Source organism: Pseudobacteroides sp. (genome assembly GCF_036567765.1).
Taxonomy (GTDB): Bacteria; Bacillota; Clostridia; order Acetivibrionales; family DSM-2933; genus Pseudobacteroides.
Map to the genome: position 1 here is coordinate 34301 of NZ_DATCTU010000045.1, position 20325 is coordinate 54625.

General features: G+C 37.6%; 17 protein-coding genes and 3 pseudogenes. 18 read left to right on the forward strand and 2 right to left on the reverse strand.

Features of this window, described 5'->3' with window-relative positions:
* Positions 1-247: 247 nt before the first annotated feature.
* Entirely contained in the window at positions 248-574 is a 327-nt protein-coding gene (locus VIO64_RS08005; protein ID WP_331916926.1) for a hypothetical protein, read from the forward strand.
* 46 nt (positions 575-620) lie between these two features.
* Here the strand turns inward: VIO64_RS08005 and VIO64_RS23070 are convergent.
* Positions 621-827, reverse strand: a pseudogene (locus VIO64_RS23070) (DUF6985 domain-containing protein); the annotation flags it as partial.
* Positions 828-829: 2 nt separating this feature from the next.
* Between VIO64_RS23070 and VIO64_RS08010 the strand changes: the two are divergent.
* From VIO64_RS08010 to nifJ, 5 genes and pseudogenes are all read left to right on the forward strand, one after another.
* On the forward strand, positions 830-1255 hold the full coding sequence (locus VIO64_RS08010; RefSeq protein ID WP_331917060.1) for an IS110 family transposase: 426 nt from the start codon (positions 830-832) through the stop codon (positions 1253-1255).
* 133 nt (positions 1256-1388) lie between these two features.
* A pseudogene (locus tag VIO64_RS08015) lies at positions 1389-1652 on the forward strand (IS110 family transposase).
* A gap of 100 nt (positions 1653-1752) precedes the next feature.
* The gene (locus VIO64_RS08020) at positions 1753-2073 is read left to right on the forward strand and encodes an electron transfer flavoprotein subunit alpha/FixB family protein (protein WP_331916928.1); all 321 of its coding nucleotides are present in this window, start codon (positions 1753-1755) and stop codon (positions 2071-2073) included.
* A 710-nt stretch (positions 2074-2783) separates the two neighbouring features.
* Positions 2784-3923 carry a DUF4349 domain-containing protein gene (locus VIO64_RS08025; protein WP_331916930.1) on the forward strand — a complete coding sequence of 380 codons (1140 nt, stop codon included), beginning with the start codon at positions 2784-2786 and terminating at the stop codon, positions 3921-3923.
* Between the two features lie 84 nt (positions 3924-4007).
* Positions 4008-7529 carry a pyruvate:ferredoxin (flavodoxin) oxidoreductase gene (nifJ, locus tag VIO64_RS08030; RefSeq protein WP_331916932.1) on the forward strand — a complete coding sequence of 1174 codons (3522 nt, stop codon included), beginning with the start codon at positions 4008-4010 and terminating at the stop codon, positions 7527-7529.
* Between the two features lie 75 nt (positions 7530-7604).
* On the opposite strand, the gene VIO64_RS08035 is transcribed toward nifJ, so the two are convergent.
* Positions 7605-7772 carry a DUF3787 domain-containing protein gene (locus VIO64_RS08035; protein ID WP_331916934.1) on the reverse strand — a complete coding sequence of 56 codons (168 nt, stop codon included), beginning with the start codon at positions 7770-7772 and terminating at the stop codon, positions 7605-7607.
* A 251-nt stretch (positions 7773-8023) separates the two neighbouring features.
* Between VIO64_RS08035 and VIO64_RS08040 the strand changes: the two genes are divergently transcribed.
* From VIO64_RS08040 to VIO64_RS08095, 12 genes and pseudogenes are all read left to right on the forward strand, one after another.
* Positions 8024-9532, forward strand: a complete 1509-nt coding sequence (locus VIO64_RS08040; RefSeq protein WP_331916936.1) for an IMP dehydrogenase — start codon at positions 8024-8026, stop codon at positions 9530-9532.
* A 212-nt stretch (positions 9533-9744) separates the two neighbouring features.
* Complete coding sequence (locus VIO64_RS08045) at positions 9745-11088, forward strand: hypothetical protein (RefSeq protein ID WP_331916938.1); 1344 nt, start codon at positions 9745-9747, stop codon at positions 11086-11088.
* 34 nt (positions 11089-11122) lie between these two features.
* Positions 11123-11512 carry a cytochrome b5 domain-containing protein gene (locus tag VIO64_RS08050; protein WP_331916940.1) on the forward strand — a complete coding sequence of 130 codons (390 nt, stop codon included), beginning with the start codon at positions 11123-11125 and terminating at the stop codon, positions 11510-11512.
* A gap of 241 nt (positions 11513-11753) precedes the next feature.
* Positions 11754-12119: a Na-translocating system protein MpsC family protein gene (locus tag VIO64_RS08055; protein WP_331916942.1), complete on the forward strand. Its 366-nt coding sequence runs from the start codon at positions 11754-11756 to the stop codon at positions 12117-12119.
* Positions 12120-12130: 11 nt separating this feature from the next.
* Positions 12131-12788: pseudogene (locus tag VIO64_RS08060) on the forward strand (ParA family protein).
* 1 nt (position 12789) lies between these two features.
* A complete protein-coding gene (locus tag VIO64_RS08065) occupies positions 12790-13383 on the forward strand; it encodes a chemotaxis protein CheW (RefSeq protein ID WP_331916944.1) in 594 nt (197 codons plus the stop codon).
* 442 nt (positions 13384-13825) lie between these two features.
* Entirely contained in the window at positions 13826-15781 is a 1956-nt protein-coding gene (locus VIO64_RS08070; protein ID WP_331916946.1) for a methyl-accepting chemotaxis protein, read from the forward strand.
* A gap of 18 nt (positions 15782-15799) precedes the next feature.
* Entirely contained in the window at positions 15800-17353 is a 1554-nt protein-coding gene (locus VIO64_RS08075) for a chemotaxis protein CheW (RefSeq protein ID WP_331916948.1), read from the forward strand.
* A gap of 155 nt (positions 17354-17508) precedes the next feature.
* Positions 17509-18579, forward strand: a complete 1071-nt coding sequence (locus VIO64_RS08080) for a chemotaxis response regulator protein-glutamate methylesterase (RefSeq protein WP_331916950.1) — start codon at positions 17509-17511, stop codon at positions 18577-18579.
* Between the two features lie 16 nt (positions 18580-18595).
* Positions 18596-19459, forward strand: a complete 864-nt coding sequence (locus VIO64_RS08085; RefSeq protein ID WP_331916952.1) for an STAS domain-containing protein — start codon at positions 18596-18598, stop codon at positions 19457-19459.
* A gap of 19 nt (positions 19460-19478) precedes the next feature.
* On the forward strand, positions 19479-19940 hold the full coding sequence (locus tag VIO64_RS08090; protein ID WP_331916954.1) for an STAS domain-containing protein: 462 nt from the start codon (positions 19479-19481) through the stop codon (positions 19938-19940).
* Entirely contained in the window at positions 19927-20322 is a 396-nt protein-coding gene (locus VIO64_RS08095; protein WP_331916956.1) for an anti-sigma regulatory factor, read from the forward strand. The genes VIO64_RS08090 and VIO64_RS08095 overlap by 14 nt, the downstream gene beginning before the upstream one ends.
* The last annotated feature ends 3 nt before the right edge of the window (positions 20323-20325 follow it).

Below are 20325 nucleotides of genomic sequence, written 5' to 3' on the forward strand. Positions count from 1 at the left end.
TAATCGGCTTATAATTTTTACTGATACTTTTTCTTCGAACAATCATGTTGCAAAACTATGTCTTAACAAGTGAATTCCCGATTTTTTTATTTCAGCCTTTGAACAAATACCGCTCATTGCCCGCCTAAAGTTTTTAGGGTAAATCATTGTTGCATAAAAATATTTGATAAAAATCAACTGTAATATTTACCTGTAGAAAGAAGAAAGCTCCTTTGTTAATATCAAATGGGTTCGCCAACTTAATACGATGATGTATGCACACCTAACCCAGAAGGAAAGTTTTAGAGCCATCAGTGATGGAATAACTGTTGACAAAAAACTTCACGAGTACACCTGGACCATTAGTGCTCCCCAGATATCACGTTCAAACTGTGATAGAGACATCGATGTATTCAAAATCATATTTGAAGCTACATTTGCCAAGCTAAAAAAGCATCAAGGTGTAGGCATAATACCAGGTAGTTGGGGAACTCTGAAAGTTCTTGATTCAACCATTATTCGGCTTTGTATATCCCTTTTCCCATGGGCTGACTATAGGGATAAGTATTTAAGAACCTGCTATAAGTATGTATAAAACTAAGAAGGGAATGCCACTTGTTTATGGCATTTCCTTCTTAGTTTTATAATATAATATCCTGAATCCCAACTTTAACTACTTCTTCGTTTTCAACTTTAACTTTAACTGCTAATCCTTTATCAGTCCATGTGCAGTTAAATAAAATACCTACTATTCTTATATCTTTGCCATAAGTCTCTGGGATATATATGTCTGTCACTTTAACTAATTTGGATAATTCTTCTTGCTTAGACAGTATAGGTAGTAAACTGTCTGCATCGTCTCCAAGTCTATCCTTACCATGTGAAAATCAGCAAGGAAATGGATGATAATAGCCAAACAAAGAATGATCGGAAGGATCCGAAAACTATTGCAAAGTTGGTAATTGGCGGAAGGTATTTTGAAACATATGTAGCAACTAGTGTTTATGCAGAATTAAGAAACATTGTAAAGATTTATGAGCATGTTATTGATTGTAAAAGCGTGGTTGAAAACAAAATAATTCAATGGTTGGATAATTACTTTCCTGAATTTGCAACGGTTTTTGGAAACTGGGAATGTAAATCGGCAATGATTACACTAAAGACATTTCCATTACCGGTGTATGATAGTAGAACTTGGTCAAATGAAGGTACTAGAGACATGGAAAAAGAAAATCAAGCAAGGTGTTGGAAAGAAGAGGGCACAAAAGCTTTGTGAAGTGGCTTAAACGTCTGTAGGTTGTATGGAAGGCCTAAAGAAGGGGCAAAAAGAGTTGCAGTATTTGTTGAAAGAATATGAAATGTATATGGAACAATTGGAAGAGATTAAGTTTGAAACGGGAAACCTTCTTATGCAAGTTCCAAATGCAAAAGAAATCCTTGAAATCAAAGGTATTGGGCTAGTAACTGCAACAGGAATTATTGCTGAAATTGGAGATATTTCAAGGTTTGAAGATGCCAGACAAATATAGAAATACGCAGGTTTGAACCTTATAGAAAACAGCTCTGAGAAGCACAAAGGACAGACCACAATAAGCAAGCGTGGCAGAAAAAGGCTGAGAGGATTTTTGTTCAAAGTAATAATGCCGTTAGTAGGGAAAAAACCAAGAGTTTAAGAAGCTTCATGAATACAACTCGGTAGCCTTTTTGTTTAAACTTTTTGATTGTTTCCTGGTCTGGTAAATTAAAGTAGGAACCTTAACCTCAGAACTGGAAATGATATATGAATTTGCAAATGTTTTAGGTGCTTCTGCAGGTGGATTGAGAGCAATTGTTGATGCAGGATGGATTGACTATTGCTACCAGATAGGGCAAACTGGGAAAACTGTAAGGCCAAAGATTTACTTTGCCTGTGACATTTCCGGTGCTATTCAACATTTGGCTGGTATTACATCTTCCAAACTTATAGTTTCAATAAACAGGGATCCGGATGCACCTATATTTAAAGTATCCAATTTAGGTATAATAGGAGATTTGAATAAAATAATTTCTGTTTTCACTAATGAATTTAAGAATACTGAACTTTGCCTAAAATAAAAAATCCGGCGGTAATATATTTATTAGCCTTGATAAATATATAAAAATATGGTAATATGTAAGCCCGTGGCAACACTAACCTTATATAATTAATTTATACTTATTTTCCAAAAAACTGTAATGAGTCATGAAAGATTGATTTACAAAATGTAAAATGTGGTATATAATGTATGTAATCACATTTATTGCAACAAAGAAGTTGCTTAATTCCCAAATTATTTCTTAGAATTTACAACTTAAAATCAGACTTAAACAACAAAATAATCTACAGAGTAAACTATTTCACCAATTGACTTATTGCAAGGTTATGTAAACAGGTTGTTATGGCAATGTTACGGAGGTGTATGAAATGTACAAGGCAAAACAGGTAATCAATACTTATTTGTTTTTAGCTCCAACGCTTTTCTTAATTATGATTGTCATTATACTATATTTGGGTTTTAAGAACCTTTGATTTTATTTTGCATTAAAAGTGATTAATCTATTACATTTGCCTGTCGCAAATACCATTGAACCGTTCGTTATTTGCTCTGCCAAATGTAAGATTATTGACACTTTTAATATACATAGGGATAATTATTATTAGAGAGACTGTCTTCGGATAGTCTCTTTGTATTTTTCAATACTTTAATATTGGAACAAAGTTACTTTAGATCCGTCTATATAAAGGAAAATCAATTTTAATATAGCCGTTTAAAGGGGGCGTATCAATGTTAAAGAAATCTTTGTCAGTTTTGGTTTTATTGCTTTTTATGGTTTCGGTAATCACCGGGTGCGGGGGTAAGCGTGAGCACACAAACGAAGCTCCGGCAGAACCTAACGTCCATAGTCTCAGCGATTATAAAGGTAATCTTGAATTTGGTAGTTCGGATATTGCTAAGGAGGTAGAAGTTGGCAGAGCAGGTAAGGCTTATTATAATGAATATACTAAAGATGGCACAGAAGTAAAGGCTGCAACCTCAGCTGACAGCCAGTCAAATGCAATAACTACAACAACCACGACAGCCGCAGCAAACGAGTCTCTTAGCAATGCAATTTTGTCCCAGAGGAAAATTATCCGCAATGCATTTGTATCCGTAGAAGTAGAAAACTTTGACAGTGCTTACGGGAGAATAAAGTCAATGATTTCGGCATATGGCTTTATTCAGGAATCAAATATTAAAAAAGATAAGGTGTATATTGAAGACGGAGAAAAAAGAATAACAAGGGGCACTATCATAATACGGGTTGACAAGGATAGGTTTGATAGTGTTATGGGAGATTTGAAAGGGCTAGGCACTCTTTTAAATGAAAATATAAAGAGCGATGATGTGACAGATAAGTTTTTTGATACCGAGTCAAGATTGAGGCTTATAAAATACGAAGAAACCAGACTTGAAGAGTATCTGAAAAAGACTACCGATCCCGATACCATATTTAAGATAGAGGGACGACTCACAGACATAAGACATGAGATTGAGAGTTTGACAGGTACATTAAATAAAATGACAGATTTAGTTCAATTATCAACTATAACAGTAGAAATGAGTGAGAAGGTACCTCAACCAAAGCCCAAAAAAGAGATGTCATATTGGGAAAAGCTATTAGACGGGTTTAGCAAAAGCTTCAAGGGAGTTATCAACTTTTGCAGTGAGCTCTTGCTGTTTATAGTGCAGATACTGCCGGGTTTGGTTCTATTAGGTCTGGTTTTGATTGTACTAGTTATGTTTTATAAAAGAGTTCTAAAGAATAAATTTAAGATTGTTTCAAAAAAAACCAAAGTAAAAAGAGAATATTATGATGAAAATCAAGAGCCGGATGCAGAATTAGATAAAGATTCAAATAAAGATTCAAATGAAGATAAAGGATAGTGATTGTGTAGAAATAATGATTATTGGAATATTTTCTTTCTCCTTGGCAAAAAATAAAATTAAAAATTTTAAGGAGAATTAAATATGCCAAAACTTGAAACAATGGACGGTAATCAGGCTGCAGCCTATGCATCCTATGCTTTTACAGAGGTTGCAGCAATTTATCCCATTACACCGTCATCTCCAATGGCTGAAGGTGTGGATGAATGGTCATCCCACGGAAAGAAAAACGTTTTCGGGCAGCAGGTGAAGGTGGTTGAGATGCAGTCGGAAGCGGGTGCTGCTGGGGCAATGCATGGCTCCTTGCAGGCAGGAGCACTTACAACAACATATACAGCTTCACAAGGGCTTCTATTGATGATACCAAATCTTTATAAAATGTCGGGTGAGCTGCTGCCGGGAGTGCTGCATGTTAGTGCAAGGGCACTTGCCACCCATGCGTTGTCCATATTTGGAGATCACCAGGATGTTATGGCATGCAGGCAGACTGGGTCAGTGCTTTTAGCGTCTTCTAATGTTCAGGAAGTAATGGATCTTGGGTGCGTGGCCCATTTATCCGCTATTAAAATGAGGCTCCCTGTTATACACTTTTTTGACGGCTTCAGAACATCTCATGAGTATCAGAAAATCAGCACTATAGATTATCAGGACCTCTCAAAGGTTGTTGATATGAATGCTGTAAATGAGTTCAGGCAGAGAAGTTTAAACCCGGAGCATCCTGTTGCGAGAGGAACCGCACAAAACCCTGACGTTTACTTCCAGGGAAGAGAAGTACAGAATCCTTTCTTCGATCGAGCACCTGATATAGTAGAAAGCTGCATGAATGATATAGAAAAAATAACAGGGAGAAAATATAAGCCCTTTGATTACTATGGAGCTCCTGATGCCGAGTATATAATAGTGGCAATGGGTTCAGTCTGTGATACGATAGATGAAACTGTGGATTACCTGTTAAGCAAGGGTGAAAAGGTTGGTGCAGTAAGAGTTCACTTGTATAGGCCTTTTTCAATTAAGCATTTTTTTAATGTATTTCCAGCCAGTGCTAAAAAGGTTGCTGTTCTTGACAGAACTAAAGAACCGGGAGCGACTGGGGAACCCTTGTATCTAGATGTTGTGAAAGCCTTTTCTAATAAGCCTCAAAAGCCTTTGTTCGTAGGCGGTAGGTATGGATTAGGCTCTAAGGATACAAGGCCTTCACAAATTCTAGCGGTATTTGAGAATCTCAAAAGTGCTGCCCCAATGGACAATTTTACAATTGGAATACTTGATGATGTTACTAAAACATCCTTAGAGGAAACAGAAGACATCGATACATCAGGAAAAGGTACTATAAACTGTAAGATATGGGGACTTGGCTCTGACGGTACAGTAGGTGCAAATAAAACTGCAATTAAGATTATTGGTGACAAAACTGACCATTATGCTCAAGGCTATTTTTCCTATGACAGTAAAAAATCAGGTGGAACAACAGTATCACACCTGCGGTTTGGCAAAAATCCTATAAGATCGCCTTATCTTGTGTATCAAGCAGATTATATTGCATGTCACAATAAAGCCTTCATATATAACTATGACATTTTAAATGGCTTGAAGCAAGGCGGCACATTTGTGCTTAATTGTCCCTGGACAGGTAAGGAAATTGACGAAAACCTTCCTGCTTACTTGAAAAGATTTATATCTAAAAACAATATAAGTTTTTATGTCATAGATGCAGTTAAAATTGCAGGAGAAGTTGGCCTGGGCAACAGAATTAATATGATTATGCAATCGGCATTTTTTAAACTTGCCAATGTTATCCCATATGAAGATGCACTAAACTATTTAAAAGAATCTATTGAAAAGACTTATGGTAAAAAGGGCCAGAAGATTGTTGAAATGAATAAGGCTGCTGTAGACAAAGGAGCTAATGCACTTTTAAAGGTTGAGGTTCCACAAGATTGGGCTAATGCAGAGGATGAAAAAGTCGTGGAAAAAGACGAGCCCGAATTTGTTAAAAGAATTCAGAGGAAGATGCAAAAGCATGAAGGAGATGAGCTTCCTGTAAGTGCATTTTTGGGAATGGAGGACGGCACATATCCTCTTGGGACAACAACCTATGAAAAAAGAGGCATAGCGGTCATGATACCTGAATGGCAGATTGACAAATGTATTCAATGCGGCCAGTGCTCGTATGTTTGCCCTCATGCCACAATACGACTCTTTATTTTAAATGAGGAAGAACAAAAAGCGGCTCCAGCTGCATTTAAAACCAAGGATGCCTCCGGGAAAGGCCTTGAAGGCTATAAAATGCGTGTTCAGGTTGCACCTCTTGATTGTACCGGGTGCGGAAATTGTGCAGACGTATGTCCTACCAAGGAAAAAGCAATTATTATGAAGCCTGCCGAGCAGGAAATTGAAGCTGAGGCAGAAAACTGGGAGTTTGCAACAACTATAACTCCAAAAGAAAACCTTATGGATAAGAGAACTCTTAAAGGAAGCCAGCTTTTAAGACCACACCTGGAATTTAACGGTGCATGCCCGGGATGTGGTGAAACGCCTTATGTAAGGCTTTTAACCCAGCTGTACGGTGACAGAATGATGATTGCAAACGCTACCGGCTGCTCATCTATATGGAGTGCAAGTTCACCTTCCATTTCATATTCAACCAATGCTGAAGGGAAGGGGCCGGCTTGGGCAAACTCTCTGTTTGAAGACAATGCGGAATTTGGATATGGCATGTACCTTGGAGTAAAACAAATCCGTGAGAGACTTCGGGATTTGATGAGACAGGGGTTAGAGTCTGATCTGGAACAGAAGATAAAAGAAGGATTTAGTCTATGGCTTAAGCATATGGAGGACGGAGAGGAATCCAAGAAGGCTACAGAAGTTGTGTTGGAAAGTATAAAAGACTACAAGGGAAGCCAAAACAAGCTAATTGAAGAGATAATTGAAAAGAAAGATTATCTTATAAAGAAATCATTCTGGATGATTGGCGGTGATGGTTGGGCCTATGACATTGGCTATGGAGGAGTGGATCATGTACTGGCTTCAGGGGATGATGTAAATCTTTTTGTAATGGATACAGAGGTTTACTCCAATACAGGGGGGCAATCATCAAAGGCTACACCTACAGCGGCAGTTGCCAAGTTTGCAGCTTCAGGTAAGAAAATCAGGAAAAAGGATTTAGGCCTTATGGCAATGAGCTATGGCTATGTTTATGTAGCTCAGATAGCAATGGGAGCAAACATGAATCAGACAATTAAAGCCTTGGCTGAAGCGGAGAGCTACAAAGGACCATCTCTTGTTATCGCATATGCACCTTGTGTAAACCATGGTATTAAAACAGGTATGGGAACCAGCATACTGCAATCAAAAAGGGCTGTTGAATCAGGATATTGGCATCTTTATAGATACAATCCGCTTTTAAAGGAAGAGGGCAAGAATCCATTCGTGCTTGACTCAAAAGAACCTACAAAACCGTTTAAGGAGTTTATAAACAGTGAAATAAGGTATTCACAGCTTATGAATGTATTCCCGGATATAGCCGGTGAAATGTTTGATATAGCTGAGAACCACGCAAAGGATAGGTTTGAAAGATATAAGAAAATGTGGGAGCATGGAGTGTAGGTTCGTTTATATAAAAGGCCTCGGAACTAAAATGTTCTGAGGCTCTTTTACAAAAAAGCTATTGTCAGTCATACTCTATTTCTCATTTGTATCAACATGTTCTTTGGAATTACGCACCTGTATATCGCTTGGAATAGTTACGCAAGAGTCGGATTTAACCGCCTCAATATTAGCCCAAGCAGCGGTATCATGTTTTTCTATGGGCTGTCTCAAATTGGCTCTTTTTATAAGTTCTTTGTCCATATAAATCCCTCCAATCCTTATTCTTTACTATTTATATTAATTTATTCAAATGTATTGACATAAAAGGATTTGTAATATAAAATATCCAAATAGATTAAAAAATTAATCGGGACACATAAAAATTCCTAACGGGATTATTTTTTTAATGTCCAGGTAATTATGATGTATCCTGCATCACAATTTCTAGCGACACAATCAAGGTTGCAAAATCGCAAGCGATTTTGATATAAATACTAAGGAGTGATAAGAAAATGGCTTTTTTCTATAATGAGCCTTCAAGAACCTTTAATGAATATCTTCTCATACCTAATCTAACAAGAAAAGATTGCATACCTGAAAATGTTAACCTGAAGACTCCAATAGCAAAATTTAAAAAAGGTGAAGAACCAAGCCTCCAGATGAACATACCGATAGTATCTGCAATAATGCAGGCGGTATCTGATAATAATGTTGCAGTAGCTTTGGCAAGATGCGGAGGACTTTCGTTTATTTATGGCTCACAGTCAATAGAATCACAGTGCAGTATGGTAAGAAGAGTAAAAAAATACAAAGCGGGTTTTGTTTTAAGCGATGCCAATATTACCCCTGATAGTTCCTTGAGGGAAGTTCTTAAAATAATAGAAAGAACAGGGCACTCTACTATTGCTGTTACACATGACGGATCTCCAACTGGAAAGCTCGAAGGGATTCTGACAAGCAGGGATTACCGATTAAGCAGATGCAGCCTTGATGAAAAGGTTAAAGAATTTATGACACCGTTTTCACAGTTGATATATGGAAAAGACGGTATCAGCCTTAAAGAAGCAAATGATATCATATGGGAAAACAAACTGAATTGTCTTCCAATAGTTGATAATAAGCAAAACCTGGTATACCTGGTTTTCAGGAAGGATTACGATTCACATAAGGAAAACCCCAATGAGCTTTTGGACAAGAATAAAAGCTTGATGGTAGGAGCAGGAATAAATACAAAGGACTATAAAGACAGGGTTCCGGCACTGGTAGAAGCGGGCGTGGATATCCTTTGTATAGATTCATCGGATGGATATACCGAATGGCAGGGTGAAACTTTAAAATGGATTAAGGAAACCTTCAACGGAGAAGTTAAAGTTGGAGGAGGAAATGTTGTAGATAAGGAAGGATTTTTGTACCTGGTCGAATCCGGTGCCGATTTTGTTAAGGTTGGTATTGGAGGCGGTTCTATTTGTATTACGAGAGAACAAAAAGGTATTGGAAGAGGACAGGCTACTTCTCTTATTGAGGTTGCCGCAGCAAGGGATGAGTACTTCCAAAAAACAGGTATTTATGTTCCGTTGTGCTCTGACGGAGGTATTGTTCATGATTATCATATTACATTGTCTCTGGCAATGGGGGCAGACTTTGTCATGATGGGAAGATACTTTGCAAGATTTGATGAAAGCCCTACACAAAAGCTTATGGTAGGTAACAATTATGTCAAAGAGTACTGGGGTGAAGGTTCAAAACGTGCACGCAACTGGGAAAGATATGATCTTGGAGGCAGCCAGAAGCTTTCGTTTGAAGAGGGTGTTGACTCCTATGTTCCTTATGCTGGAAAACTGAAGGACAATCTTGACATAACCCTTCACAAGATAAAATCTACAATGTGCAACTGCGGATCAACTTCAATTGAAGAGTTCCAGAGGACTGCAAGGCTCACACTAGTATCTTCTACAAGTATAATTGAGGGCGGTGCCCATGATGTTATTCTTAAGGAGCAAAACATGTTTGTCAATGGGTAATGGTTTCGGTTGATAAATATGTTAACATAATACTGAGTTTTTTATATGGACTTCTGTAAAATAATACCTTATCGGTTTTGTTTTACAGAAGTTCTTTTTTCTCACGACAACGATTAATGTTGCAAAATGGTTGCCTATTGTTAGCAATAATAAGATCAGGGGTATAAATTATTATAATTAACCATATTGAAAAGATTTTAGGAGATAGATTTATGATAAAAAGAGCATCTATTTTGGCAACGTATTTTTTTAGCCCTTTTATACTAATAGCAGCTATTTACAGTTCTAATACTGAAAGGTACGGAAATTTTAATATATTTGTTCCTATGATGCTTGGGTCAATAGCTTATACATGGCTGACATGGGAATTTGTTATAATTGCGAGACCTAAACCCATAGAAAAGTACTTCGGTATGGACAGATTGTATAGATTTCATGGTTTGATGGCTGTAGTTTCGATAGTAATGGTGTTCGCCCACAAAATTATGATGACAGGTTTAATGGGAATGTTTTCTACGAGCAGAATGGGTGAAATAGCTTTTTATGTTTATTTGACTTTAATTGTTCTGGCATTATTTTTTATGACAAGCATTATTGCCCAAAAAGTGAAACCTCTTCAAAAGATTAGAGGCATATTGGCAAAATTAAAGGTTTCCAACTACAATTTCCAGGTGATATTGCACAATATTTCGGCTGTAGGATTGATATTAATGTTATTACATGTAATGATGACATATGGTTCAAAGTCAAACTTTATGGTAAAGGGAATATATATTCTTTATTTTGCTTTAGGCATGGGATTTTATATTTATCATAGGTTTCTCAGGGTATTTTTACTTAGAAGAAAAAAATTTATTATAGGTGAGATTATTAATGAAGCGGAGAATGTCTACACACTCAAGATGCTACCGGAAAAGGGGAGTATATTCAGCTACAAGCCAGGGCAGTTTGGATACATGAGGATACTTGGAAATAATATAAAGCCTGAGGAGCATCCTTTTTCGTTCTCGTCACAGCCGGGTGAAAAAAATTATATTTCAGTTACGGTTAAAACTTTAGGGGATTATACAGCTTCAATCAGAAATGTGAAACTTGGATACAGTGTGCTTTTAGACGGACCGTACGGAGTATTCAGCCACCTTGACTATAAAGGGGAAGAGGGCATTGTTCTCATATCGGGTGGGGTTGGAATCACTCCGGCATTAAGTATTTTGAGACATATTTATATGAATGACAGAGATAGAAGGGTAACATTGATCTGGGGTATAAATAACCGAAATGAAATTATTTGCAAGAATGAAATTGAAAAGATGGAAAAGGATATGGAGAATTTTGTTTTCGTACCTGTTATGTTTAAGGATGAAACATGGGATGGGTACAGGGGGATAATTGACAAGGAAAAAATTGAGGAAATACTTAAAAATAATGGTGTTGAAATGAAGAGGCAAGGCTACTATATTTGCGGACCTGGGATAATGCTGGACAATGTTCTGGAGGCTCTAAAGTCTATGGGCATTAAACGCAAGTTTATCCATTTTGAGAGATTTTCAATATAGTTTAGGATACATAAGGAAGCGAGGAGAGTACTGTATGAAAAGAGTAAATATCAACATGATGATTGTTTCAAGCCTTTTGGTTTTTATGCTTGCTTTATCAGGATGCGGCAGTGCCCCTGAGGAAAAAAACGATCCTGAGGCATATAAAGAAACCGTATTAAACGATGAAACCTTTACGCCAAATGGGGAAAGTGATCTTAGATCGTTTACAGAAGAGGAACTTATGAAGTATGACGGTAAAAATGGAAATCCTGCTTATATTGTAGTGGATGGAAAGGTGTATGATGTTACAAATGCACCGAACTGGAATACGGGAGGCCACAACGGGGTGAGTGCAGGCAGGGATTTGACGAAAGAGATGAAGAATGCCCCTCATGGGTTATCCAAACTCGAACTTGTCAAGGTAGTGGGGGTGCTGAAGTGATAATTGTGATATACATATGAAGAAATTTAAAATTCATTGTTCAGACTGCGTTAACTGAAAATTCTAGCTATGGTAGTAAATACATAAGAATAGAGTTTTAAATATGACAGCATAAAATTAAAATCAGTATTAAGAATACTTTATGAATATCCGATAAGAACTCAGTAATTGATTATAGTGAAATGAACTTGATAGGTACTTTAGAAGTAGAAATATATGATCCAAAGGTTGGTTTATTTAGATGATAAAAAGGCAGATAGAGGCAAGAATATGTGATGCGGTAAGTAAATTTGAAACTGAAGTATATGGGAAGGGACCAAAGTTTATAAGGACCATTGTCGTTCAAGATCTTATCATTATTCGTACGGGGAATGCTGTAAGCCTGGCACATCGTAAAATTGCCGAAAGTATTGATGGTATAAAGCAAATAAAGGAATTCAAAGTTACACAGTTTGAAGCTACAAAAGATTACCTAAAGGACCTTGTTGTAAAAATAGTTAGATGCGATGTTATTAGTTCACATTATGAGACAAGCACTAAGACTGGAGAAAACATGATTATACTCGCTATGAGAGAAAATATTGAAGAAAAACTTATTGTAAAATAATGGGGTATAATATGAGAAAGATAGCAATTATTAATAATAAAGGTGGGGTAGGAAAAAGTACGGTATCTGTCCAGATAGCACATGGTTTGGCTTTAAAGGATTTTAAAGTATTACTTATAGATCTGGATGGGCAGAATAGAAGATTGTGTTATAAATGCCCGCCAAAACCTTGATCTCCTACCATCAATGCATATAGAACAGATAAACTCTGAATTTCACAGGGTATCCAGAATAGATTTATTGCTTAAAGAAGTACTAAAGGATTTAGTGCGAATAAGCTACGATTATATTATTATAGACTGCGGACCTCAAAGAACAAAAATTAATGATGCAGTTCTTTGTTATGTGGATAGTATCATACTTCCTGTTCAGGTCGAAGCAGCATCTGTAAGGGCTATAGGTAATATATATGAATATCTGGCTGATCTGAGATTGAATCCCGGTATGATATCATTGGTTATTCCTAATATGTTCGATCAAAGAACTAATGACAGCAGAGAAAACTTGGAGTTTTTAAAGGAGTTTTTTAGTAAAAGTGATATATTGGCTGAACCTATCCATAGGAGGACAAAGGTTACAGAAGCGGGAAAACTGGGAAAGACAGTGTTTGAATTTGACAATGTAGCAGCGAATCAATTTTCATTAGTTGTGGAAAGGCTGATCGGATAAAATGGCTAAGAGAACTACCAATGATAAAATGAGTGATAAGTTTAAAAATAATTTCGAAAAAGTGAAATTGGGTATTCAGAAGAAAAGGGAACTTGCCGAAAATAAAATGGTGGAAGAGATAAAACACTCTTATGAAACTCAAAATATAGTTGATGCGTGGGACATACATAACGTCCAATTTTTAAACTTTAGCATAAATAATACAGAGTATGCAATAGAACTGAAGTATGTTAATGAAATCGTCAGGTATTCCGGTGCAATAAAAATACCCAAAAGCAAAGGGTGTCTTGAGGGCATTATAAACCTGAGAGACCAGATAATACCAGTTGTTAATGTAGGATATTTTCTTAACGAAGTGGAGTTTACTCCAAATGATAATTCCAGATTAATTATCATAACTGTAAATAAAATTTTGTATGGACTATTGGTTAATAAAGTATCTCAAGTATTGAATATCCCCTCAAATAGTATCAAGAGCTTTCAGCAATGCGGTAAAGTCAAAAATGAAAACTTACTGATGGGCATTGTTAATCATAATAATAGCGAGAGAATCACATTGTTGTTGAATGCAAGCAAATTTGGATTTGTAGCCTGATTACTACAAAGTGTGTAAGCTGCTTTCTTTAATTCAAACATTTTAAAATTCAATATATAATGGGTGCTTTTGAAAAGGCAAATTTGCTAGTTCAATGCATGCCATATTTCTAAGATATGGTTGACTTTGTGAAAGGTTAAGTAATGCTAGTCACATGTAGGCCAATATTATTAACATGATATAAGAGCGTGTATTTATATTATGTTAATGGTATTGGCCTTTTATTTTTGTCTAGACACTCATGATGCTTTTGTAAAACCATCAAATGCGGAAAAATTATTAATAATCAAGTTCTATGGCCCAACCTTGTTGTTTCCATCTTTATTTTTAATGTAATTTTGAGGAAATAATCAAGTTTTATATAAGTATTGGGAGCTTTTAAGTGCAATATTTTAATTTGGTAAATACTTTCAAACATCAAAAAACTGGAGGTATCAATTTTATGGAAAAAAGACTTGCAAAGCCTGCTGCTGCATCAAGAGCTTCATCAGTAGGAGAAAAGTGTACTGAAACTTCAGTACAAAATAATGATATTGAAAAGAAGAGAGAGTTGGCAAAAAAGCAGGCACAGGAGAAAGTAAAGGCCAGAACCCTTGCAAAACAACAGCAGATGGCGGAAAGAATTGCCGTAACTACAGAGCAGCTTGCATCAGGTATTGAAGAATCCAGTAATGCTGCAAGAGAGCTGAGTGCAACAATGAGCCAGATAGCAACAGGTGCAAATGAGGCATCATCAGCTGCTGAAGAATCAAGGGCCGCTATTAACCAGATTGATAAGGCTTCAGTGGTAGCTGACAAGAGGGCAAAGGAATCCCTCCAAAAAGTTGATGATGCTCAATCATTGATAAAAACAACATCAAACGATATTGAGCAGTTAATTAAAGGAATTAAGGAATCTGCAGATACCAACCTTGAGTCTGTGAAACTGGTTACCGATCTGGAAAAGCAGTCAGATGAGATTGGAAACATAGTACAAGCAGTAGTAAGGATTGCAGATCAAACAAACCTTCTTGCACTAAATGCAGCCATAGAAGCGGCAAGAGCAGGAGAACACGGGAGAGGGTTTGCTGTAGTTGCTGATGAGGTCAGGAATCTGGCTGAGATATCTGAAAAGTCTGCCAGAGACATAAGAGAACTTGTAAATGACATACAAAATAATGTCAAGGTTGTGGTTGGCGATATAGAATCAGCCGGCAAATCTGCAAATGAGGAAGTTGATAAGGCAAAAAAGGTAACGTCGGACCTTATAAAGATAAACGAGGAAGTAGTTGTAGTACAGAATGGCGTTATAGAGGTTGCACAGAATGCTGTTGATGCAAATAAGGGTGCTGGTGAGTTTTTGGGAATTGCAGAGCAGGTAGCTGCAGCAGCAGAACAGCAAAGCAGTGCAGCAGAAGAGATTGATAAGTCTCTTTCGGAGCAGAATAAGGCATTTGAGGAGCTGAATGTGGCAGCATCGGAGCTTGCTCAGATGGCTGAAGAACTTAAGGTATCCACCGATGCACAGAAATCTTCAGAGACTTTGGCAGCAGCTGCTGAAGAGCTATCAGCAAATGTTGAGGAAGCAAATGCATTATCCAGTCAGATAATGACTGCTATGACACAGATATCTTCAGGAGCAGCCACTCAAGGTGAGTTAACTGAAAAAGCAGCGTCACTAGCTGATAGGCTTGCCGTAGCAGCCAAGCAGATGAGTGAAATAGCAACAGAGTCAGGTGAAAAAGTCACTGAGCTTAGAAAGCTTTTAGAAGATAATAAAATAGCAGTTGATAACCTTATTGATGGTATAACATCTGCTGCACAGTCCAGTACCGTAGCAGCTAAGAACATCAAGAGCCTTGAGGAAACAACCAGAAAGATTGACAAAATTGTAGATGCTATTGTAAATGTCACTATTCAAACAAACATGCTTGCTGTAAACGGTTCAATAGAAGCTGCCCGTGCAGGAGAATTCGGAAGAGGATTCTCAGTAGTTGCAGGTGATATAAGAACACTGGCGAATGAGTCGGCAGAAAATACAGATAAGATCAAAGACCTTGTTAGAGGGATTCAGGGCCAGATCCTCCGGGTATCCTCGGATATTGAATTATCAAGCAAAACCGCATTTTCCGAAGTGGAAAAAGCAAAGAAGATTACTGTTGATTTAAACAAGGTAGAAGAAAATATGAGTGTCATTCTCGCAGGAGTAAATGAGGTAGGTAAGGGAGCTGGTGAATCAATGGTGGCACTTGAGCAGGCAAGGAAGGGTGTTGATCAGATTGCGGCAGCAGCACAGGAAGCTTCAAAGGCCTCTAATGAAGCTTCAAATGCAGCATCTGAGCAGTCAAGAGGTATGCAAGAGCTGGCAGAAGCCATAGAGGAAATATCAAGCTTGGCTGATGAATTACAAAACATGTAATGGAATGGGGGGATAGCAATGGCTTCTCAGGTAAACGCATCAAGCTTTACGGAGATACAGCTGGTTACCTTTCATCTTGGACATGAGGAGTTTGGAGCAAATATAATGAATGTCAAAGAAATTGTCAGGGTAACAGACATAACAAAGGTTCCTAATGCTCCATCATACATAGAGGGTGTATGCAACTTAAGAGGAAGCGTCCTACCTATTATTGATGGCAGATCCAGGCTCAGTATGGAAAAGAAAGAGAAGGATGAAAACAGCAGGGTGCTTGTTATCGATATTAACGGCAAAGCTACAGGCATGATTGTTGACAAGGTATCTGAGGTGATGAGGGTTAATACCTCTGATGTAGAACCTCCGCCTGCAGCCATTAAAAATATTGATACCGATTATATCAGCGGTGTTGTGAAGCTAAACAGCGGAAAAAGACTTATTATGTTCTTAGAGCTGATAAAGATACTGAATATGGATGATATGGAAGGGTTGACTGAAATAATAGACAACATGCCGTCAGCTTCAGGCTCTATGGAATCAATAGCTATATCTGCCAAAGAAATGATAGAAGAGGAACAGCTTGTTTCCTTTATGATCGGGAAAGAAGAGTACGCATTAAATATAATGCAGGTTAAGGAAATCATAAGAGTGCCTGATATAGTAAAGGTACCAAACTGCGAGCATTATATTGAAGGAGTTGTATCAATAAGAAACCATCTTCTGCCCATCGTAAATCTAAGAAGGTATTTTGGAATGGAAGACGGTGATCTAACGGACCATACCAGAATTCTTATAGTTGATATGGGTAATACCACATCAGGTGTTCTGGTCGACAAGGTTACAGAGGTTATTAGGATTCCAACCAGTGTTATTCAACCGCCTCCACCTGTATTTTACAACTCCGACGGAGAGCAGATCAAGGGAATAGCCAAGCTGAATAATGGAAAAAGGCTGCTGCTTTTATTGGAACCTACAAAGCTTCTTTCAATGGATGAGATTAGCAACATAAAGGGTTATCAGGAAACATCCTCAGAAGAAGAGATGAAAAGTATTGAAAGGCAACTTATGGATGAGGAACAGTTGGTTACATTTAAACTAGATAATGAGGAATTTGCCATAAAAATAACCGATGTGCAGGAAATAAACAGGATGACGGAAATAACAAAGATACCCAGAGCACCGTATTTTATTGAGGGTATAGTGAATTTAAGGGGTAATATAATACCTGCACTGGATTTAAGAAAACTATTTAGCCTCTCAGATCAGGAAAAAACGGACTCTACCAGGGTCATTATAGTGGATGTGGAAGGTAAAAAAACAGGTATTGTAGTTGATGCGGTATCTGAGGTGCTAAGGTTTGAGAAAAGCTTTATTGAGGCTCCGCCTAAAATATTGTCAAGCGGCATAGACACTGAGTATATTGAGGGCGTCGGGAAGCTTGACAGCGGTAAAAGAATGATACTTATTCTAAGCCTTAGAAAGGTTCTTAATTATAATGAAAAACCTAATACAATTGTCGAGCCGGAAAAAAAGACTGAGACTGTAAAAGGAAAGACTAAGAAGTCATCAGTATAATTACAGGTTTAACTCACCATTAACCGGTGCAAAGGCACTGCAATTGGTTTTTTCCTCTCCCAAAATGAATGATGTTAGTTGAAAAGTATTTTGGGAGGGGGAGGTGGTGATTATTTGAGTATGATTGATATCTTATGTATTGGAGGAGCAGCTTCATGGTAAAAATCAAGGTATTAATTGTTGATGACTCAGCACTTATGAGAAAAGCTATAAAAGAAATACTTTCAACTGATTCCAGCTTGGAAGTGGTAGGTTTTGCTAGAGATGGTGAAGATGCTATTCTAAAGGCAAGAGAATTGATGCCGGATGTAATTACCATGGACATTAACATGCCTCTTATGGATGGTCTTACTTCTATGCAGCATATTCTTAATGAATTTCCTAATGTTGCTGTTATTGTTTTAAGCTCACTGTCTCAGGAAGGAGCACTCATCACATTCGAAGCACTTGAACTTGGTGCATTTGATTTTGTTGCCAAGCCGTCGGGAACGGTGTCTTCAAACATATATATAGTTGGAAAAGAGATTATTGAAAAGGTAAAGGCAGGTTATAAATACTCAAGGAAGAACACCATCAGAGGAAGGATTGCAAGAACTAAAGAAATTATAAAACCGGTTCCCAAAAAGTCTATAGTAGGTTCTTCAACTACTACAATCAAAACGGTGGCAACAAAGGTTGTGGTTATTGGAATATCAACCGGCGGGCCCAACACACTTATGGAAGTCCTACCGATGATACCTGCTGATCTTAAGGCAGCTATTATTATTGTACAGCATATGCCTCCAGCATTTACATCAACCTTTGCCAAGAGGATAAACGATGCAAGCATGTTTGATATTAAGGAGGCAGAAATAGGCGACAAAGTGATTAACGGTAAAGGGTTTCTAGCACCGGGAGGGTACCACCTCGTAGTGAGAAAAGAGGGAATTCGCTTAACCAGTACTCCCAAAACATTATTTATGCCTTCTGTAAATGTCACAATGGAGTCTGTGCTGGAATGCTACGGAGGTAAAAATGTAATAGGTGTTTTGATGACAGGTATGGGTGATGATGGGGCTGATGCTATGGTTAAGATTAGAAAGGCTGGAGGCATAACAATTGCAGAGGATGAGTCAACCGCAGTTGTTTTCGGTATGCCTAGAGAGGCGATAGAGCGAGGAGGTGCTGAGATAGTTGCACCCTCACATAGAATTCCCAATGAAATAATAAGGGCAGTAATGCGATAGGAGAATGGAGAAAGTTATGGACATTAAAATTAATGAAAAGACATGGGAAGTATTAGTGCATGAAAAAGAAAATATTATAGATTTTTGGGAAAAGGAAATAAAGTTAAACAGAATTATAAAAAAGGGTGTTTTATCGGATAATGATGTAAAAAGCTTCTGCACACAACTTGCAAACGTTTTTCTCGAATTGGTCAGAGAGGAAAAGGCATCATTAAGTTCCATGGATTCAAATGATGTAAAAAGATCGTTGGAGTTATACTCCAAAACAACGGCAGCAAAAGGCATGACTCCTACTGAAATAAGCATGTATATATATTCGTTAAAGACTATAGTTTTTAAGGCTTTACAAAAAAAATTCGGTGATGATATTGTTGCATTAAATTTAGAAATCATAAGGTTGTCCGATTTGTTGGACAAGATGGGGTTATTTACATTCGACCTTTATGTAAAGGAAAGGGAAAATATTATTTTGCGGCAGCAGCAGGATATGTTGGAGCTGTCCACACCAGTAATAAGTGTGTGGGACAGGATTCTGGCAGTACCCCTTATTGGCACACTGGACAGTAAAAGAACTCAGCTCATAATGGAGAAGCTTCTTGAAATGATAGTTTCAACAGGTTCGATGGTTGCAATTATTGATATTACAGGAGTGCCTGCTGTAGATACGCTTGTTGCAAATTACCTTCTTAAGACAGCAAGTGCCACCAAATTATTGGGAGCAGAAATTATTATTACTGGCATAAGCCCAGCCATTGCACAGACCATGGTTCATCTTGGGGTGGATTTGTCCGGGGTTGTGACTAGGGCTCTGATGGCAGACGGTATAAAATTGGCATACGATATGCTGGATTATAGAGTAGTAAAAGTTAGAAAGAACTAGTTATATTGGAGAGATATAAATGGAGAAGATACCTATATTAAAAATTAATAACATACTTATTGTATCCTTACAAGGGGATTTGACTGACAAAAGTGTAGCAAACCTTCAGCATGATATCTTGAGTAAAATATACAAGACAAAAGCGGTAGGGGTCCTTATTGATATATCGGTATTGGATATAATCGATTCATTTTTAGGTAGGGTTATTTCAGATACAGCCAGGATGATAAAATTATTGGGTGCTGAAATCATGATAACAGGCATGAAGCCTTGTGTTGCCATCACACTGGTTGAACTGGGGCTTCAAATAGGAAGTGTCAATACGGCCTTGGATATGGAATCAGGAATAGAGAAGCTTAAAAGAGAAATTAGACTTCATGGCATAGAAGAAATTGATGAGTCATCTTTACCAGCGTATATGGAGGAAAATGCGGTCGAGCTGAATGACCAGCCGGGAGAGGAAGAAGATGATAGTTTGTGAGGTTTGTATAAATGAGGAACGTGATATAGTGACTGCCCGGCAGAAAGCTAGAGAAGCAGCCAAAGATATGAATTTTGGTTTGGTGGATCAGACCAGGATTATAACTGCTGTAAGTGAGCTCTCTCGAAATATCTATGAGCATGCCGGAAAAGGGAGGGTTGTTATTGAAGTTATCTCTAACGGATCACAAAAAGGTCTTATGTTTTCGTTTATAGACGAAGGGCCAGGAATTGAAGATATCGATCTTGTTATGAGGGAAGGATATACTACCGGAAAGGGTATGGGATTGGGGCTTCCGGGAAGTAAAAGGCTTATGGATTACTTATCAATAACTTCTCAGGTTTTAAAAGGGACAAAAGTTGTAATCAAAAAATGGGTGTAGAGG

Excerpts from the sequence above, each read along its gene's own strand:
- VIO64_RS08020 (WP_331916928.1), top strand. The coding sequence starts at position 1,753 with ATGATATATGAATTTGCAAATGTTTTAGGTGCTTCTGCAGGTGGATTG.
- VIO64_RS08045 (WP_331916938.1), top strand. The coding sequence starts at position 9,745 with ATGATAAAAAGAGCATCTATTTTGGCAACGTATTTTTTTAGCCCTTTT.
- nifJ (WP_331916932.1), top strand. The coding sequence starts at position 4,008 with ATGCCAAAACTTGAAACAATGGACGGTAATCAGGCTGCAGCCTATGCA.
- VIO64_RS08055 (WP_331916942.1), top strand. The coding sequence starts at position 11,754 with ATGATAAAAAGGCAGATAGAGGCAAGAATATGTGATGCGGTAAGTAAA.
- VIO64_RS08035 (WP_331916934.1), bottom strand. The coding sequence starts at position 7,772 with ATGGACAAAGAACTTATAAAAAGAGCCAATTTGAGACAGCCCATAGAA.
- VIO64_RS08075 (WP_331916948.1), top strand. The coding sequence starts at position 15,800 with ATGGCTTCTCAGGTAAACGCATCAAGCTTTACGGAGATACAGCTGGTT.
- VIO64_RS08090 (WP_331916954.1), top strand. The coding sequence starts at position 19,479 with ATGGAGAAGATACCTATATTAAAAATTAATAACATACTTATTGTATCC.
- VIO64_RS08025 (WP_331916930.1), top strand. The coding sequence starts at position 2,784 with ATGTTAAAGAAATCTTTGTCAGTTTTGGTTTTATTGCTTTTTATGGTT.
- VIO64_RS08050 (WP_331916940.1), top strand. The coding sequence starts at position 11,123 with ATGAAAAGAGTAAATATCAACATGATGATTGTTTCAAGCCTTTTGGTT.
- VIO64_RS08095 (WP_331916956.1), top strand. The coding sequence starts at position 19,927 with ATGATAGTTTGTGAGGTTTGTATAAATGAGGAACGTGATATAGTGACT.
- VIO64_RS08065 (WP_331916944.1), top strand. The coding sequence starts at position 12,790 with ATGGCTAAGAGAACTACCAATGATAAAATGAGTGATAAGTTTAAAAAT.
- VIO64_RS08040 (WP_331916936.1), top strand. The coding sequence starts at position 8,024 with ATGGCTTTTTTCTATAATGAGCCTTCAAGAACCTTTAATGAATATCTT.
- VIO64_RS08080 (WP_331916950.1), top strand. The coding sequence starts at position 17,509 with ATGGTAAAAATCAAGGTATTAATTGTTGATGACTCAGCACTTATGAGA.
- VIO64_RS08085 (WP_331916952.1), top strand. The coding sequence starts at position 18,596 with ATGGACATTAAAATTAATGAAAAGACATGGGAAGTATTAGTGCATGAA.
- VIO64_RS08005 (WP_331916926.1), top strand. The coding sequence starts at position 248 with ATGATGTATGCACACCTAACCCAGAAGGAAAGTTTTAGAGCCATCAGT.
- VIO64_RS08070 (WP_331916946.1), top strand. The coding sequence starts at position 13,826 with ATGGAAAAAAGACTTGCAAAGCCTGCTGCTGCATCAAGAGCTTCATCA.